The organism is Achromobacter pulmonis (assembly GCF_002885955.2).
Lineage (GTDB): Bacteria > Pseudomonadota > Gammaproteobacteria > Burkholderiales > Burkholderiaceae_B > Achromobacter > Achromobacter pulmonis_A.
Genome location: NZ_POQS01000002.1, coordinates 684,889 through 701,799, shown reverse-complemented (window position 1 = coordinate 701,799; position 16,911 = coordinate 684,889). Strand labels below are relative to the sequence as shown.

Genomic DNA, 16,911 nt, shown 5'->3' with positions numbered 1-16,911 from the left:
GGCGCTCACTCCTTGAAGTAGGCCTGGGTGTACGGATGCACGCCGGGATCGGCGGCGATGGCCGCCGCGGGCTGCCAGCGGTAGCTGCGGTGCTGGGCCTGCGGCAGGCTGGAGATGTCCAACGGAATTTCCGCTTCATAGGCGAGGACGACGTAATGCGTGGAGCGTCCGGCCTCGCCTGCGAAATTGGTGCCATAGAAATGCTCGTACACGCCGCGCGGCCGCCAGGCCTGGTCGGGTACGGGCAAGCCGAGTTCTTCGCGCGCGATGCGGCACAGCGCCTGGCGCAGCGTTTCGTTCTTGCGGATGCGTCCGCCCGGCACGAACCAGGCGCCCTGGGCGGGCGGATTGGCGCGCAGCCCGGTCAGGTAGCGGCCGCGCGCATCGCGCAGCAGCAGGTCGATCGACACCAGCGGCAGCATCTCGACCGCCTCGCGGAAGTCGGCGCCGGCCAGCACGCCGTCTGCGCGCGCGGCCGTTCCCCGCCGCTCGGGCCATCCCAACGGTTCAGTAGACATTGCGGCCCGTCCATCCCGATACCGCCGTGCGGGCGATGATCAGCAGATCCATCCTGAACGTCCAGTTCTGGATGTAATAGATATCGTGCTCGACCCGGTCGCTCATCTTGCGCAGGGTGTCGGTCTGGCCGCGCAGGCCATTGACCTGGGCCCAGCCCGTGATGCCCGGCTTGACGCGATGGCGCATCATGTAGCGCTGCACCAGGTCCTTGTAGAGTTCGTTGTGCTCCAGCGCGTGGGGCCGCGGACCGACCACCGACATGTCGCCCATCAGCACGTTGAGGAACTGCGGCAGCTCGTCCAGGCTGGTGCGCCGCAGAAAGCCGCCGATGCGCGTGACGCGCCTGTCGTTGCGCGTGGCCTGCGTGACCACGCCCTGTTCCTGGTGCACGGTCATGGTGCGGAACTTGTAGACGTGGAACACCTTGCCGTCCACGCCCAGGCGCGGCTGCGTGAAGAACACCGGCCCGCGCGAGGTCGCCTTCACCAGCAGGGCCACGGTCAGCATGACGGGCGACAGGCCGATCAGCGCGCACAGCGCGAAACTGCGGTCGAACACTTCCTTGGCCAGTCCGCGCACGCCGGCGGCCGGCAGGCTGTTGAGCTGGATGGCCGGCAGGCCCAGGAATTCGCCGATCTGGTGGCCGAGCAGCTGGATGGACATCACGTCGGGAATCCAGCGGATGTCGACCAGGTCGTTGCGCAGGTGGTAGAGCACTTCGCGCAGTTCCTGACCGGCCTCCATCGGAAGCACGATCCAGATCTCGCGCACGTTGTTCTCTTTGACGAAGTCGTGCAGGCCGCCCAGCTCATGCAGGCGGCGGACCTGCGGCGGCAGGTTCTCGTGCGGCTCGGCGTAGATGCCGGCCACTTCGTAGCCGGTGTTGCGGTATTGCTCGACGCGGCGCCACAGGTCGTGGCCCAGCGCGCCGAAACCCACCAGCAGCACGCGCTTGCGGTCCATGCCGCGGTCGCGCGCCGCGCCCAGCACCGAGTAGACCGCGATGCGCACGCCGATCAGCGCCAGCGCCGTCATGATGAACCAGGTCGCCGCCCATATGCGGGATATCGCGGCGGTCTGGTGCATGAGAAAACTGATGCAGATGCCCAGCGCGAACACCAGGGCCCAGGCCGCCACGCTGCGTCCGACCAGGTCGGTCAGGCGACGGCCGCGCCAGGACACGTACAGCCGGAACGCCGGGAAGATCGCGACCACGCCCAGGCCGCACAGGTAAATCAGGAACAGATGGATTTGCGGAGGGTCCGCCAGCGCGTCATCCGAGAATTTCAATCCGGTGGCGGTCAGGCCGCAGGCAATCACGATCGCGGCATCCAGCAAGCGATAGAGATAGCTTGCCCCGCTGAATCTGGTCGACGTGTCCGTTTGGGACGGTTCCATCGCGCACTCCTGTTCGTTGGAAGCCGGCCTGCCGCGCGCGGGAAAAAAAGCCGTGCACCGCCGCAAAGCCTGTGGCTACCGACAAAATCTTATTGAGTGCCCGGGCCACCCGAAACCTCCAAACGATGTAGGAGAAGGCTTAGGACATCCGTCGAATGTGCGGGGCCAGGAAAAGAGAGTGGAATGTCGCAACCCGTTACGCATCGGGCTCCTTTCCAAGCAACGAAGTCATTCACAAGTGGATTTGCCATGACTACATTTTTCGGAACGTTGAGCCGAGCCATAGCCGCTATCGCGCTCGTGTCCTCGCTGGGCGCTTGCGCCTTGTCCCCCGGTATGACGTTTGACGCCAACCAGCTCGCCGACCCGCTGGACCCCAACTCCAAAGCTGAGATAAGACAGATCACCCCCAGCCTGGTGCTCGAAGAGCAGCGCGCGCGTGAAGCCCTGATCGCCAGCGATGGCGTCGAAAAGCTGTACGGAAAGTCCGGGCCCTACCTCATCGGACCGGGCGACATTCTTTCCATCGTGGTGTGGGATCACCCCGAACTCGTCCTTCCGACGCAAACCTACGCCATTGGGACTGGGGTGACCGAACTAGCCATCGGGGATACCGCCTCGGGCATTCCGGGCTATACGGTCTCATCCACTGGATATATCCAATTTCCCTATGCCGGACTGCTGAAAGTGGCGGGGTTGACGGAACTCCAGGCGCGCAATCTCATAGTGAATAGTTCAAGCAAGTACATCCAGGACCCGCAGATCACAGTACGCGTGCTGGGCTATCGCAGCAAGCGTATTTACGTGGACGGCGAGGTGAAGACGCCTGGCGCGATTGCGATCAACGACATTCCGATGACCCTGTTGGAAGCGATCAACCGGGCCGGCGGGATTTTGCCGACGGGCGATCGCAGCTCGGTGTACGTGATCCGCGACGGACGCCGCACCCGCGTGAACGTGCCGGCCCTGATCGAACGCGGCCAGGACTTGAACCAGGTGCTGTTGAAGCCGGGCGACACCGTGAGGGTGACGCCGCGCGACGACAGCAAGGTATTCGTGATGGGCGAGGTCACCCTGCCCACCGCGGCAGTAATGCGCGACGGCCGCATGTCGTTGACCGAGGCGCTGGGTTTGGCGGGAGGGCCGAATCAGACGACCTCGAATCCGTCGCAGATCTTTGTCGTGCGCAGCACGGAGCAGGCGAAGCCGCTGGTGTTCCATCTGAACGCCGGTTCACCGCAAGCCTTGGCAGTAGGGGAGAAGTTTGAGTTGCAACCCAAAGACGTTGTGTTCGTGGATTCGGCCGGCCTGGTGAGGTGGAACCGCTTCATCAGCAACCTGTTCCCGAGCGCGCAGACGGTACAGACCGTGAAAGCCATTGACTAGTTTTTAACCCACGCCTTTGGGGGCGCCGCTACCCGCAGCGGCGCCTTCTCTTGGAGAGCTGCATGTCGTTGCCTATCGAATCGTTCGAGCCGTCCGTGCCGGCTCGCCAACAGGAAACCCCGTTGACGTCCCACGTCGACGCCATCTTCTCCAACCGGTGGATGATCCTCGCCATCACGCTGCTCGCCTTTCTGGGAGCGGTCGCCTATGTGATGGTCACGCCCAAGGTCTACTCCGCCGACATCATCGTGCAAGTGGAGGAAGAATTGCCGCAGGGCCAGAGCCGCAGCCTGCTGGGCGACGTCTCGACCATGTTCGACACCAAGGCCGAAACCTCGGGCGAAATGGAAGTGCTGCGCTCGCGCATGGTGGTCGGCCCGGCCGTGGACAAGTTCCTGCTGTACATCCACGCCAAGCCGCGCTACTTCCCGGTGGTGGGCGAATGGCTGGCGCAGCGCTACGAAAGCCTGCCCTATCCGTCCAGCCTGCCGCGCGGCGGCTACGCCTGGGGCGGAGAGACCATCGCCGTCTCGCAGCTGGACGTGCCCAACGAATGGCTGGGCAAGCCGTTTCGCATCACCACGCTGGGCGACGGACGCTACACGCTCAACGACAAGCTGACCGGCGCCACGTTCAACGGCACCGTCGGCAAGCCCGAGCACTTCCTGCTGCCGGGCGGCGGCGCGCTGGACGTGCACGTCGACGCGCTCAGCGGCCGTCCGGGAACCGAGTTCGTGGTGTCGCGCAGCTCGCGCCTGGCGGCCATCGAGGACGTGCAGGGGCGCCTGGGCATTTTCGAACGCGGCCGCACCTCGGGCGTGATCGGCGTCACGCTGGAAGGCAACGATCCGGTGATGACGACCGCCGTGCTCAACCAGATCGGCCAGGAGTACGTGCAGCAGAACCTCAACCGCAAGTCGGCGCAGGCCGAGAAGTCGCTGGTCTTCCTGGAAAAGCAGCTGCCCATCCTCAAGAGCGAGCTGGACGCGGCCGAGACCAAGTACAACTCGCTGCGCAACAAGCGCGGCACCATCGACCTGAGCGAAGAGGCCAAGCTGATCCTGGGCCAGTCGGTCGACGCGCAGACCCGCGTGATGGAACTGCGCGCCAAGCGCCAGGAGATGATCACGCGCTTCGCGCCCAGCCATCCCAGCATCGTGGCCCTGGACCGCCAGATCTCCGCGCTGACCGGCGACGTGGACCGCATCGGCGGCCACATCCGGCAACTGCCCGACCTCGAACAGGACGTGGTGCGCATGGTGCGCGACGTGCGCGTGAACACCGAGCTCTACACCACGCTGCTCAACAACGCCCAGCAGCTGCGCCTGATCCGCGCCGGCAAGGTGGGCAACGTGCGCATCCTGGACGCCGCGGTGCAGCCCGACAAGCCGGTGCGCCCCAAGGCCGCCATCATCATCGGCGTGGCCACGGCCTTCGGCCTGATCTTCGGCATGCTGTGCGCCTTCGTGCGCAACGCGCTGTTCGGCGGCCTGTCGGAGCCGGAAGACGTCGAGCGCCATACCGGCCTGCCGGTGCTGGCCGCCATTCCCTACAGCGACATGCAGGACCGCCTGTGGCGCCGCAGCCGGCGCAAGAACGCCACGGTGCCCGCGCTGCTGGCGCAGAGCCAGGGCAACGCGCCTCCGATCGAAAGCCTGCGTTCCTTCCGCAACGTGCTGCAGGCCTCGCTGCGCCAGTCGGCCAACAACATGGTCATGTTCACGGGGCCGGTGGCCGGGGTGGGCAAGTCGTTCCTGTCGGCCAATTTCGCCTTCATCCAGGGCGGCGTGGGCAAGCGCGTGCTGCTGATCGACGCCGACTTCCGCAAGGGTCAGCTGAACCGCTATTTCGGCGTGCCCAAGGAAGACGGCCTGTTCGAAGTGCTGTCGGGCACGATTCCGCTGAGCCGCGTGCGCAAGCACAGCGTGTCCGAGGGCGTGGACTTCATCGCCACCGGCGCGGTGACCTTCGATCCTTCCGAGCTGCTGGCCTCGCCCGTGTTCGGCGAGACCCTGCGCGAACTGGCGTCGCAGTACGACATGGTGATTCTGGACACGGCTCCCGTGCTGTCGTCTCCGGACGCCGCCGTGGTCGGCACGCATGCGGCGGCGGTCATGGTGGTGGTGCGCTCCGGCATGAACACGGTGGGCGAGATCCGGGAGACGGCCAAGCGCCTGATCCAGGCTGGCGCGCCGGTCGACGGCGTGCTGTTCAACGGTCTCAAGCTGCTGCCCGAACGCTTCGGCTTCCGCTCCAAGTACGGAAGCTACCGCTATTCCCGCGCGGCCTATTACGGCGATTTCAAACAGAACGGTCCAAAGTAAGTAAACGCCACCCGGAGAAGATGGCATGCACGGAACATTTGGCTGGGACACCCCGCAAATTCTGGATGCGGTTTTCAAGGCTTACGACATACGCGGCACGGTGCCGGACGAGATCGACGCGCGGTTCGCGCACAGCCTGGGCATGGCGGCGGGGGCCCGGGCGCGCGAACAGGGGGCGCGGTCGATGGTGGTGGGGCGCGACGGGCGCCTGAGCAGCGTGGAGCTGGCGGCCGCGCTGCAGGCGGGGCTGCGCTCGGCGGGCATGCACGTCATCGACATCGGCATGGCGACCACGCCGATGGTGTACTTCGCGACCCGCCTGATGGACACGGGGGCGGGCATCGCGGTCACCGGCAGCCACAACCCGCCCGCGCACAACGGCTTCAAGATCGTGATGGAGGGCGCCTCGCTGTACGGCGAAGGCATCACGGCGCTGCGCGACGCGATGCGCCAGCCGATCGAGTCGGCCGGCGTGGCCGGCGGGCGCACCCAGATGCAGATACAGCCTTGCTACGCGGCGCGCCTGCTGGGCGACATCCGCATGGCGCGGCCCATGAAGATCGCCATCGACTGCGGCAACGGCGTGGCCGGCGCGGTGGCGCCGGCGCTGTTTCGCGCGCTGGGCTGCGAAGTCACCGAACTGTTCTGCGAAGTCGACGGTTCGTTTCCCGGCCATCATCCCGATCCGGCCGATCCCCAGAACCTGCAGGACCTGATCTATTGCCTGCGCTATTCCGACTGCGAGGTCGGCCTGGCGTTCGACGGCGACGGCGACCGGCTGGGCGTGGTGACGAAGTCCGGGCAGATCATCTGGCCCGACCGCCAGCTGATCCTGTTCGCCCGCGACGTGCTGTCGCGCAATCCGGGCGCCGAGATCCTGTACGACGTCAAGTGCAGCCGGCTGGTGGCGCGCGCCGTCACCGAGGCCGGCGGCAAGCCCACCATGTGCCGCACCGGGCATTCGCTGATCAAGGCGCGCATGCGCGAGACCGGCGCGCTGCTGGCCGGCGAGATGAGCGGGCACATCTTTTTCAAGGAACGCTGGTACGGCTTCGACGACGGCATCTATGCCGCCGCGCGCCTGCTGGAAATCCTGTCGGCGGCGCCGGACCCGTCCGCGCTGCTGGAGGGCCTGCCGCAGGCATGCGCCACGCCCGAGATCAAGCTGGAAACCGCCGAAGGCGAGCAGTTCGACCTGGTGGAGGCGCTGCGCGCGCAGGGGGAATTCCCCGGCGCGGTCTCCATCAGCAATCTGGACGGAGTGCGCGTGGACTATGCCGACGGCTTCGGCCTGGCGCGTCCGTCCAACACCACGCCTACCGTGGTGTTGCGTTTCGAAGGCGACACCGTGGCCGCACTGGCCCGTATCGAGGAGGACTTCCGCAACGCGTTCCGACGCATTGCCCCTCATGTTCGTTTACCGTTTTAAGGAGCATCACGCGATGGGAAAGGCCAACAATGCGATTGAAGCGTCGAGGGCGGATTCCGGCCTGGCGGACAGCCCCGAATGGCGGGGGTTCGCGCAGGCCGCGCAATCCGCCGCACTGGACGCCGGGGCGCTGAAGGTCATCGAGGCGGCGGGACTGTGCGTGGACCTGACCATGCAGCGGCAGTCGCCGGCGCTGGACGCCGCGGCGCAGTCCCTGCTGCAGGCGCGCGGACTGGCCGAGGCGCGCCGCGCGCTGTTCGCCGGCGAGCCGGTCAACTGGACCGAAGGCAAGCCGGCCTGGCATACCGCGCTGCGCGCCGGGCGCACCCGCGAGCAGCCGGACGGCCAGGATGCCGACTCGGTCTGCGAATACGCGCGCATGATGGATTTCGTGCGCAGGGTGGACCAGACCGCCGACTTCTCCACGGTGCTGCACATCGGCATCGGCGGCAGCGACTGGGGGCCGCGCCTGGCGATCCAGGCCTTCGGCGGCGCCTCGCAGCGGCGCCAGATCCGCTTCGTGTCCAACATCGACGGGCACGCCTTCCATGACGCCGTGGCCGGGCTGGACCCGCGCCGCTGCCTGGTGGTGGTGTCGTCCAAGTCCTTCACCACGGCCGAGACGCTGCACAACGCGCGCGCCGCCATCGCCTGGCTCAAGCAGGGCGGTGCGGCCGACGTGTCGGAACAGCTGGCCGCCGTGACCGCCAATCCGTCGGCCGCGCGCGCGCTGGGCGTGCCGGCCTCCCAGGTCTTCAAGATGTGCGACTGGGTGGGCGGGCGCTATTCGGTCTGGTCGGTCGCCGGCCTGTCCATCGCGCTGACGGTGGGCGCCGAGGTGCTGATCGGCATGCAGGCCGGCGCCCAGGCCATGGACCAGCATTTCCAGCAGGCGCCGTTCGGCTCGAACGCGCCGGTGCAACTGGCGCTGGCCGGCCTGGTCAACTGCAGCGTGCTGGGCCACAACTCGCTGAACATCGCCGCCTATAGTGCGCGCCTGCTGCACCTGGTCACCTATCTGCAGCAGCTGGAGATGGAATCGCTGGGCAAGCGGGTCGCGGGCGACGGCGCCGCGGTCGGCGTGCCGACCGCGCCCATCATCTGGGGCATGCCGGGCACCGACGGCCAGCACACCTTCTTCCAGTGGCTGCATCAAAGCGAAGCGGGCGCGCCGGTGGACTTCATCGCCAGCCTGCAAGGCCATGCCGACAGCCCCGACGCGCACCGCAAGCTGCTGGCCAACTGCCTGGCCCAGCGCCAGGCGCTGCTGCGCGGCAAGAGCCTGGAGCAGGCGCTGCTGGACGTGGCCCACATCGACGACCGCGAGCACGCGCTCACCCTGGCGCAGCACATGGTCCATCCGGGCGGACGGCCGTCCACGCTGATCGTGCTGCGCCAGCTCGATCCGCGCGGGCTGGGCGCGCTGCTGGCGCTGTACGAGCACAAAGTGTTCGTGCAGAGCGTGGTGTGGGGCATCAACCCCTTCGACCAGTGGGGCGTGGAACTGGGCAAGCGCCTGGCCACCGGCATCGAGCGCGAGCTGGCGGTGCCGGTGTCGGCCGGCGTGGTGGACTGGGGCCATGACGCGTCCACCTCGTACTGGATCGACCGCTACCGCAGCCACGCGCAGGCGCCGCGTCCGCGCCATGCCTGGGTGCCGGGCGTGGCCGCGCATCTTTGAAGGAGGCCGCAGTCCATGCCGGATCTGCATGTGTTGGTGACGGGCGGGGCCGGCTACATCGGCACGCACACGCTGGTGGCGATGCTGGCGGCCGGCCAGCGGCCGCTGGGGGGCGATGACTTCAGCAACGGCAGCCGCGAGGCCGTGCGCCGCGTGGAGGAGCTGTGCGGCGCGCCCATTCCGCTGGTGGAGGGCGACATCCGCAGCCCCGGCCTGCTGGAGTCGGTGCTGCGCGAGGCGGCCGCCCGCGGCGAGCCGGTGGGCGCGGTGCTGCACCTGGCCGGCAGCAAGGCGGTCGGCGAATCGGTCGCCGACCCGCTCAAGTACTACGACAACAACGTCGGCGGCTCGGTGGCGCTGCTGCGCGCCATGCGCGCCGCCGGCGTGGCGCGCATGGTGTTCAGTTCCTCGGCCACGGTTTATGGCGAGCCGCAGTACCTGCCGTTCACCGAGGCCCATCCGCTGGCGCCCACCAATCCCTACGGCCGCACCAAGCTGATGGTCGAGGAGATGCTGCGCGACGTGTGCAAGGCCGATCCCGGCTTCAGCGCCGTCACGCTGCGCTACTTCAACCCGATCGGCGCGCACCGCAGCGGCCGGATCGGCGAAAGCCCGCGCGACACGCCCAACAATCTGTTCCCCTACATCACCCAGGTGGCGGTGGGGCGCCAGCCCTATCTGCGGATATTCGGCGACGACTACGGCACGGCCGACGGCACCGGCGTGCGCGACTATCTACACGTCATGGACCTGGCGCAGGGCCACGTGCAGGCGCTGGCCTATTCGGCCGGCCATCCCGGTTTCGTGGCGGTCAACCTGGGAACGGGGCAGGGCACCAGCGTGCTGGAGCTGGTGCGCGCCTTCGAGCGCGTCAACGGCTGCCGCATCCCGCTGCAGACGCAGCCGCGGCGGCCCGGCGACATCGAGCGGATGTGGGCCGATCCGGCGCTGGCGGCCTCGCTGCTGGGCTGGCGCAGCACGCACGACGTGGACGCGATGTGCGCCGACGGCTGGCGCTGGCAACAGGGCAATCCGCAGGGCTACGCGGCATAAACCCCTACGCCATGTCGGACGGATTCCGGGAAATGGGCGCGAGCGGTTACAGTTGACGGAATTATTGCGAAGCAACATCGCCCGGCGCCCGCCGCCGGGGCAATACACCGTCAGCGAGGTACCACCATGTTCGATTTCTATCCGCATGCCGGCGCGGCCGGCGCCCGGCCGGAGCAACGGCGATGAGCGGGCCGTCCTCCACCACGCCGGCCCACTGGAACCTGGACAGCATCGTGTCGGGCCTGCGCGAGGCGCGCGTGGCCTGGCGCGGCCCGCGCGGACGCCTGCGCGAGGACGCCGACCTGCGCGAATTCCCGTCCCAGGAAAGCCTGCGCCAGATCGTCAAGGATCTGTGCGGCGCGCTGTTCCCGATGCGCCTGGGCCCGATCGACCTGCGCGAAGAGGTCGAGGACTTCTACGTCGGCCACACCATCGGCGCGGCGCTGGACGCGCTGCTGCACCAGGTCTGTCTGGAGCTGCAGTACGTGGGCCGGCCGGAACAGGCCGCCTCGGCGGACACGCGCCAGCGCGCCATCGAGATCGTGCGCCAGTTCGGCGCAGAGCTGCCGCGCGTGCGCGCCGCGCTGGACCTGGACGTGACCGCCGCCTACCAGGGCGACCCGGCGGCCCACAACGTCGACGAAGTGCTGCTGTGCTATCCCGGCGTGGCGGCCATGATCCACCACCGCCTGGCCAACGTGCTGTACCGCCTGAACGTGCCGATGCTGGCGCGCATGGTGGCCGAGATCGCGCACGCCGACACCGGCATCGACATCCATCCGGGCGCCACCATCGGCAAGAGCTTCTTCATCGACCACGGCACCGGCGTGGTGATCGGCGAAACCGCCATCATCGGCGACCGCGTGCGGCTCTACCAGATGGTCACGCTGGGGGCCAAGCGCTTCCCGCCGGGCGAGAACGGCGAACTGAAGAAAGGCCTGCCGCGCCACCCCCTGATCGAGGACGACGTGGTGATCTACGCCGGCGCCACGATCCTGGGCCGCGTCACGATAGGCAAGGGTTCGACCATCGGCGGCAACGTCTGGCTCACGCGCAGCGTGCCGCCGGGCAGTAACGTCACCCAGGCCAGCCTGGTCAGCGACATGCCGGACTGCGGCCTGGGCGGCTGAACGGATGGACACGCGGACCTCGGACCTGGCCGCGCTGCGCGGCTTCGTCGACCGCCACCCGCGGCTGTTCGTGCTGACCGGGGCGGGCGTGAGCACCGATTCCGGCATTCCCGATTACCGCGACGCCGACGGCGCCTGGAAGCGCACCCCGCCCATGACGCTGCAGACCTTCATGGGCGGCGAGCCGGCGCGGGCGCGCTACTGGGCGCGCAGCATGGTCGGTTGGCGCCGGTTCGGCCAGGTGCAGCCCAATGCCTCGCACCGGGCGCTGGCCCGGCTGGAGGCGCGCGGCAACGTGGGGCTGCTGGTGACGCAGAACGTCGACGGCCTGCACCAGGCCGCCGGCAGCCGCGAAGTGGTGGACCTGCACGGCCGGCTGGACCAGGTGCGCTGCATGGCCTGCGACTGGCGCGGCGACCGCCACGCCTGGCAGCAGGCCTTGCAGCAAGCCAATCCCGACTGGCTGGCGCTGGAGGCCGACGACGCGCCCGACGGCGACGCCGACCTGGACGGCGAGGACTTCGGCCGCTATCGCGTGCCGGCCTGTCCGCGCTGCGGCGGCGTGGTCAAGCCGGACGTGGTGTTCTTCGGCGAAACCGTGCCCGCGGCCCGCGTGGAGCGCGCCAATGACGCGCTCGCGGCGGCCGACGCGGTGCTGGTGGTCGGCTCGTCGCTGATGGTGTATTCGGGCTATCGCTTCGTGGCCGCCGCCGCGCGCAACGGCGTGCCGATAGCGGCGATCAACCTGGGCCGCACCCGCGCCGACGCCACGCTGGCGCTCAAAGTGGAACAGCCCTGCGCGGTGGCGCTGGAGGCCTTGTAAACAGGCCGGCGGCAGGCCGGTTTTTGACCGGTCTAAGCAAGTGCTTGCCGCGCAAGGTTTTTTTGCCGCGGTTACAGACCTTTCCATAGGGTTGTCCACAGGAACTGGGGATAACTCCTAGGGATTACCCGGATTTTTGACCCTGGGCCGGGGCGGTCTTGTCAAGTCTCGGCGGATTCGGCCCCGTCCCCCATAAGCGCCCGGCGGGCCGCCTGCCAACTGCCGGCGTCGGGCGCGTAAAGCAGCCCGCCGGTGCGGTGCGTGGGCTTGTAGGGCGAGCCGTCGAAGTGCGCCGAATAGCCGCCGGCTTCGCGGTGCAGCAGCCAGCCGGCCGCGTGGTCCCAGGCGGTCAGCTGGTTGTAGAGCGCGACGTGGCAGTGGCCGGCGGCCAGCGTGCGGTATTCGTGCGCGGCGCAGCGCAGCGACGCGGTGCTGGCCAGGCGCGAGAGATTGCCGTTGACGGTGGAGCGCAGCGGCTCGGGCAGGTTGCCGGTGGCGATCAGGCCGTCCATGTCCTCGGGCGGGGCGGGGCTGGCCACGGCGAGCGCAGCCTGGCGGCCGTTTTCGTATTCGATCCAGGCGCCTTCGCCGCGCACGGCGAGCGCGCCGTCGCGGTTCAGCGGATCGTAGATCACGCCGGCGATCACGTCGCCGCGATGGCAGGCCGCGATCATCATGCCGAAGAGCGGCAGGCCGGCGACGTAGTTGCGCGTGCCGTCGATGGGGTCGATCAGGAAAGCCAGGTCGGCGTCGACCAGCATGTTCAAAAGCGCCGGATTGCGCGCCGAGGCTTCTTCCCCGATCAGCACCGCGCCCGGATACAGCCTGGACAGGCGCGAGGCGATCAGGCGCTCGGCGGCCTCGTCGGCGTCGGTCACGAGGTCGCGCGGCGAGGTCTTGCCGCGCACCGCGCCGTCGGGCAGGTTGCGGAAACGCGGCATGACTTCGGTCTGCGCCGTTTCGGCCAGTATGGCCGCCAGCCGGCGGGTTTCCTCGCGGGTAAAGGTTCTGCTCATTGCGCTCGTGGCTTATCCAGGGAACGGGCAAATCTACCACGCCGGCGCGGGCGGCGGATGCAAAACGGGAGGGCGCCCGGCCCTCCCGTTTTTATGGCCGCCGACGGGCTCAGGCGCCCAGGTCCACGCAGAGGTACTTGATCTCGAGGTACTCCTCGATGCCGTACTTCGAGCCTTCGCGTCCCAGGCCCGATTGCTTGACGCCGCCGAACGGGCCGACTTCATTGGAAATGATGCCGGTGTTGATGCCGACGATGCCGTATTCCAGCGCCTCGGACACGCGCCAGATGCGGGCGTAGTCGCGGGTGTAGAAATAAGCGGCCAGGCCGAAGATGGTGTCGTTGGCCATGCCGATGACTTCCTCTTCGGTGTCGAAGCGGAACAGCGGGGCCACCGGGCCGAAGGTTTCTTCGGAAGCGAAGCGCATCGACTGGGTCACGTCGCGCACCACGGTCGGCTCGAAGAACGTGCCGCCCAGCGCATGCGGCTTGCCGCCGGCGATCACCTTGGCGCCGTGCGCGGTGGCGTCGGCGATGTGTTCCTGCACCTTCTCGACCGCGCTGGGGTCGATCAGCGGGCCCTGCGTCACGCCCTCGGCGAAGCCGTCGCCGACCTTCATGGCTTCGACCTTGGCCACCAGGCGCTTGGCGATCTCTTCATAGACGCCGGCCTGCACGTAGATGCGGTTGGCGCACACGCAGGTCTGGCCGGCGTTGCGGTACTTCGAGGCCAGGATGCCGTCGACGGCGCGGTCCAGGTCGGCGTCGTCGAACACGATGAAGGGCGCGTTGCCGCCCAGTTCCAGCGACAGCTTCTTGATGGTGGGCGCGCACTGTTCCATCAGCGTGCGGCCGACTTCGGTGGAGCCGGTGAAGCTCAGCTTGCGCACGACCTCGCTTTCGCACAGCGCCGCGCCGATTTCGCGCGAGCTGCCGGTGATGACGTGGAACACGCCCGCAGGCACGCCGGCCTCTTCGGCCAGCACGGCCAGAGCCAGCGCGGTCAGCGGCGTCTGCTGGGCCGGCTTGACCACCATGGTGCAGCCGGCGGCCAGCGCCGGGCCGACCTTGCGCGTGATCATCGCGGCCGGGAAGTTCCACGGCGTGATGGCGGCGGTGACGCCGATGGGTTGCTTGAGCGCCATCAGGCGCTGGCCGGCCTTGGGGCTTTGCAGGATGTCGCCGTCGATGCGCTTGGCTTCTTCGGCGAACCATTCCAGGAACGAGGCGGCGTAGGCGATCTCGCCGGCGGCCTCGGTCACGGGCTTGCCCTGTTCCGAGGTCATGATGGCGGCCAGGTCGCGCTGGTGCGCAAGCATCAGCTGCGCCCACTTCAGCAGGATGGCGGCGCGCTCCTTGCCGGTCCTGGCGCTCCAGGCGGGCAGGGCGGCCTGGGCGCTGGCGATGGCCTGCTCGGTTTCCTTGCGGCCCAGCTTGGGCACCGACACGATGGTCTTGCCGGTGGAAGGGTTGTCGACGGGAATGGAAGGGCCGTCGCCGGCGCCCACCCATTTGCCGTCCAGGTAGCAGGCGTCGCGCAGCAGATCCGGGCGCGCCAGCGGTTGAGTCAATGCGGTCATGTTGCAGTCTCCTTGAATGGTCAGGCCCCGCGCATCAGGCGGCCAAAACCTCGGACAGGATGGCCAGCGCCCGGTCGAACTGGGCGTCGGGAATGGTCAAGGGGTACAGGAAGCGCAGAACGTTGCCGTACACACCGCAGCTTAGCAAAATCAGGCCGCGCTCCAGGGCGCGCGCCTGCACGCGCTTGACCGCTTCCGCGTCCGGCTTGCCGCTGGCGGCGTCGTTCAGTTCCAGCGCGACCATGGAGCCCAGGCCGCGCACGTCGGCGATGCCCGGGACCGTGGCGCGCAGTCCTTCCAGATGCGCACGCAGCTTCTCGCCCAGCAGGGCGGCGCGCTCGCACAGTTTTTCCTCGGCGATCACGTCCAGCACCGCGTGCGCGGCGGCCACCGCCAGCGGGTTGCCGGCATAGGTGCCGCCCAGGCCGCCGGCGGCCGGCGCGTCCATGATCTCGGCGCGTCCGACCACGCCCGAGATCGGGAAGCCGCCGCCCAGACTCTTGGCCATGGTGATCAGGTCGGCCTGGACCGCGTGGTGCTCCATGGCGAACAGCTTGCCGGTGCGCCCGAATCCGGTCTGCACCTCGTCGGCGATCAGCAGGATGCCGTGCTCGTCGCAGACCTTGCGCAGCGCCGTCATCAGTTCCGGCGGGGTGATGTTGAANCCGGCCGCGCCGCGCCCGGCGCTGTCGGCGCGCGGCGCGGCCATCGTCGACGGCGCCTCGGCCTCGCCCTACCAGTGGGGCGCGTTCATGCCCGGCGTGCCCGACCTGGCCGAGTTCCCGCACAAGAAGTTCGGCCGCATCATGAGCGGCCTGTGGCGCAATCCCACGCCCGACCTGCTGACCTACTCGTACGGCGGCGGCCTGCCGGCGCTGCGCGAGGCGCTGGCGCAGCATCTGGCGCTGACGCGCTCCATCGACTGCGACCCCGAGCAGATCCTGATCACCGAGGGACTGCACCAGGCCATCGACCTGACCACCCGCATCCTGGGCGAGGCCGGCGAAACCGCCTGGGTCGAGGACCCCGGCTACTGGGGCGCGCGCACCGTGCTGCAGGCCAACGGCCTGCGCACGCTGCACCTGCCGGTGGACGAGGAGGGCATGCGGCTGCCGGAATCGCTCGTCGAGCCGCCGCGCTTCATTTTCGTCACGCCTTCGCATCAGTATCCGCTGGGCCCGGTCATGTCGCTGGCGCGCCGCCGCCAGCTGCTGGCCGTGGCGCGCGCCAGCGGCAGCTGGATCATCGAANATGATGGCCGCGACCCGGCGCGGATCGATATCGCACTTGAACAGCAGGTCCAGCGCCTTGAGCGAATCGGCCACGCTGACGGACTGGGCCGCGTTGGGGAAGGGGACGTGGTAGATGTCGCCCGGCATCGGGCCGAACGACAGCTTGTAGGGGGCGACCTTGCCGGTCAGCGCCATGCCCAGCATGGTGCGGCCGTGGAACGATCCGGAAAAGGCGATCACGCCCGAGCGCCCGGTGGCCGAGCGCGCGATCTTCACCGCGTTCTCCACGGCTTCCACGCCGGTGGTGAAAAAGGCCGACTTCTTCAGGCCGGCTATGGGCGCGACGCGGTTGATGCGCTCGGCCAGCGTGACGTAGCCCTCGTACGGCACGATCTGGTAGGCCGTATGGGTGAATGCGTCGAGCTGCGCGGCGACCGCGGCCTTGACCTTCGGATGCAGGTGGCCGGTGTTCAGCACGGCGATGCCGCCGGCGAAATCGATGTATTCCTTGCCCTCGGCGTCCCACAGCGTCGCGTTTTCGGCGCGCACGGCGTAGAAGTCGCACATGACGCCGACGCCACGCGGCGTGGCCAGGGAACGGCGGGTATTCAGATCCTGATTCTTCATCTCGGCCTCGCAGAGCGTGATGGGGACGGTAAAACCAATATTTAATGCTACGATGGCCCCATTTATGGGAACCACTTTTCTAAAACGGGTAGAACCAATTGCGTTCCATCGTCGGTGACCTGCTGCTGCTGCGCCTGGGCGACGGCGCCAGCGGTCCCATGAACAAGCGCCTGTACCAGGGCATCCGCGAAGCCATCCTGGACGGCGCCATCGCCGCGGACTCGCGGCTGCCCGCCACGCGCGACCTGGCGGCCGAGCTGGGCATCGCCCGCAATACCGTGGTGCACGTCTACAGCCAGCTGCTGGCCGAAGGCTATACCCGCAGCCGCCAGGGCAACGGCACCTTCGTCAACGCCTCGGTGCCGGACTCCTACCTGGCCAGCGGCCGGCGCCGCCGCCAGCCGCCGCCGGCCGCGCCGCGCCCGGCGCTGTCGGCGCGCGGCGCGGCCATCGTCGACGGCGCCTCGGCCTCGCCCTACCAGTGGGGCGCGTTCATGCCCGGCGTGCCCGACCTGGCCGAGTTCCCGCACAAGAAGTTCGGCCGCATCATGAGCGGCCTGTGGCGCAATCCCACGCCCGACCTGCTGACCTACTCGTACGGCGGCGGCCTGCCGGCGCTGCGCGAGGCGCTGGCGCAGCATCTGGCGCTGACGCGCTCCATCGACTGCGACCCCGAGCAGATCCTGATCACCGAGGGACTGCACCAGGCCATCG

Annotated in this window: 12 protein-coding genes and 3 pseudogenes; 9 read left to right on the top strand and 6 right to left on the bottom strand. The window is 68.4% G+C overall.

Annotation, left to right across the window (positions count from 1 at the left end):
* Positions 1-5: 5 nt before the first annotated feature.
* Together C1I89_RS09315 and C1I89_RS09310 are read right to left on the bottom strand one after the other, a co-directional pair.
* Positions 6-518, bottom strand: a complete 513-nt coding sequence (locus tag C1I89_RS09315; protein WP_168202093.1) for a GDP-mannose mannosyl hydrolase — start codon at positions 516-518, stop codon at positions 6-8.
* Entirely contained in the window at positions 508-1,917 is a 1,410-nt protein-coding gene (locus C1I89_RS09310) for an undecaprenyl-phosphate glucose phosphotransferase (protein ID WP_102772468.1), read from the bottom strand. The genes C1I89_RS09315 and C1I89_RS09310 overlap by 11 nt, the downstream gene beginning before the upstream one ends.
* Before the next feature lie 249 nt (positions 1,918-2,166).
* On the opposite strand from C1I89_RS09310, the gene C1I89_RS09305 reads away from it, so the two are divergent.
* From C1I89_RS09305 to C1I89_RS09275, 7 genes are all read left to right on the top strand, one after another.
* Positions 2,167-3,303 (top strand): polysaccharide biosynthesis/export family protein, encoded by a 1,137-nt coding sequence (locus C1I89_RS09305; protein ID WP_102772467.1) that lies wholly within the window; start codon positions 2,167-2,169, stop codon positions 3,301-3,303.
* Positions 3,304-3,365: 62 nt separating this feature from the next.
* Positions 3,366-5,627, top strand: coding sequence for a GNVR domain-containing protein (locus C1I89_RS09300; RefSeq protein ID WP_102772466.1), 2,262 nt, complete (start codon positions 3,366-3,368; stop codon positions 5,625-5,627).
* Between the two features lie 25 nt (positions 5,628-5,652).
* Positions 5,653-7,056, top strand: a complete 1,404-nt coding sequence (locus C1I89_RS09295) for a phosphomannomutase/phosphoglucomutase (protein WP_102772465.1) — start codon at positions 5,653-5,655, stop codon at positions 7,054-7,056.
* Positions 7,057-7,069: 13 nt separating this feature from the next.
* Positions 7,070-8,737 carry a glucose-6-phosphate isomerase gene (gene pgi, locus C1I89_RS09290; protein WP_102772464.1) on the top strand — a complete coding sequence of 556 codons (1,668 nt, stop codon included), beginning with the start codon at positions 7,070-7,072 and terminating at the stop codon, positions 8,735-8,737.
* A 15-nt stretch (positions 8,738-8,752) separates the two neighbouring features.
* Positions 8,753-9,790 (top strand): UDP-glucose 4-epimerase GalE, encoded by a 1,038-nt coding sequence (gene galE, locus C1I89_RS09285; RefSeq protein WP_102772463.1) that lies wholly within the window; start codon positions 8,753-8,755, stop codon positions 9,788-9,790.
* Positions 9,791-9,972: 182 nt separating this feature from the next.
* Entirely contained in the window at positions 9,973-10,920 is a 948-nt protein-coding gene (gene epsC / locus C1I89_RS09280; protein ID WP_102772462.1) for a serine O-acetyltransferase EpsC, read from the top strand.
* Positions 10,921-10,924: 4 nt separating this feature from the next.
* Entirely contained in the window at positions 10,925-11,743 is an 819-nt protein-coding gene (locus C1I89_RS09275; RefSeq protein WP_102772461.1) for an NAD-dependent protein deacetylase, read from the top strand.
* Positions 11,744-11,904: 161 nt separating this feature from the next.
* Here C1I89_RS09275 and C1I89_RS09270 read toward each other — a convergent pair whose 3' ends face one another.
* From C1I89_RS09270 to C1I89_RS09260, 3 genes and pseudogenes are all read right to left on the bottom strand, one after another.
* Positions 11,905-12,759, bottom strand: a complete 855-nt coding sequence (locus C1I89_RS09270; RefSeq protein WP_102772460.1) for an inositol monophosphatase family protein — start codon at positions 12,757-12,759, stop codon at positions 11,905-11,907.
* A 109-nt stretch (positions 12,760-12,868) separates the two neighbouring features.
* Positions 12,869-14,338: an NAD-dependent succinate-semialdehyde dehydrogenase gene (locus C1I89_RS09265; protein ID WP_102772459.1), complete on the bottom strand. Its 1,470-nt coding sequence runs from the start codon at positions 14,336-14,338 to the stop codon at positions 12,869-12,871.
* 34 nt (positions 14,339-14,372) lie between these two features.
* Positions 14,373-15,017: pseudogene (locus C1I89_RS09260) on the bottom strand (aminotransferase class III-fold pyridoxal phosphate-dependent enzyme); the annotation flags it as partial.
* Between C1I89_RS09260 and C1I89_RS09255 the strand changes: the two are divergent.
* Positions 15,004-15,594: pseudogene (locus C1I89_RS09255) on the top strand (PLP-dependent aminotransferase family protein); the annotation flags it as partial. The pseudogenes C1I89_RS09260 and C1I89_RS09255 overlap by 14 nt on opposite strands.
* On the opposite strand, the pseudogene C1I89_RS09250 reads toward C1I89_RS09255, so the two are convergent.
* Positions 15,588-16,197 (bottom strand): annotated as a pseudogene (locus C1I89_RS09250) (aminotransferase class III-fold pyridoxal phosphate-dependent enzyme); the annotation flags it as partial. The pseudogenes C1I89_RS09255 and C1I89_RS09250 sit on opposite strands and share 7 nt — an antisense overlap.
* A gap of 98 nt (positions 16,198-16,295) precedes the next feature.
* Between C1I89_RS09250 and C1I89_RS09245 the strand changes: the two are divergent.
* On the top strand, positions 16,296-16,911 hold a 616-nt coding region (locus tag C1I89_RS09245), incomplete at its 3' end, for a GntR family transcriptional regulator (protein ID WP_369008012.1).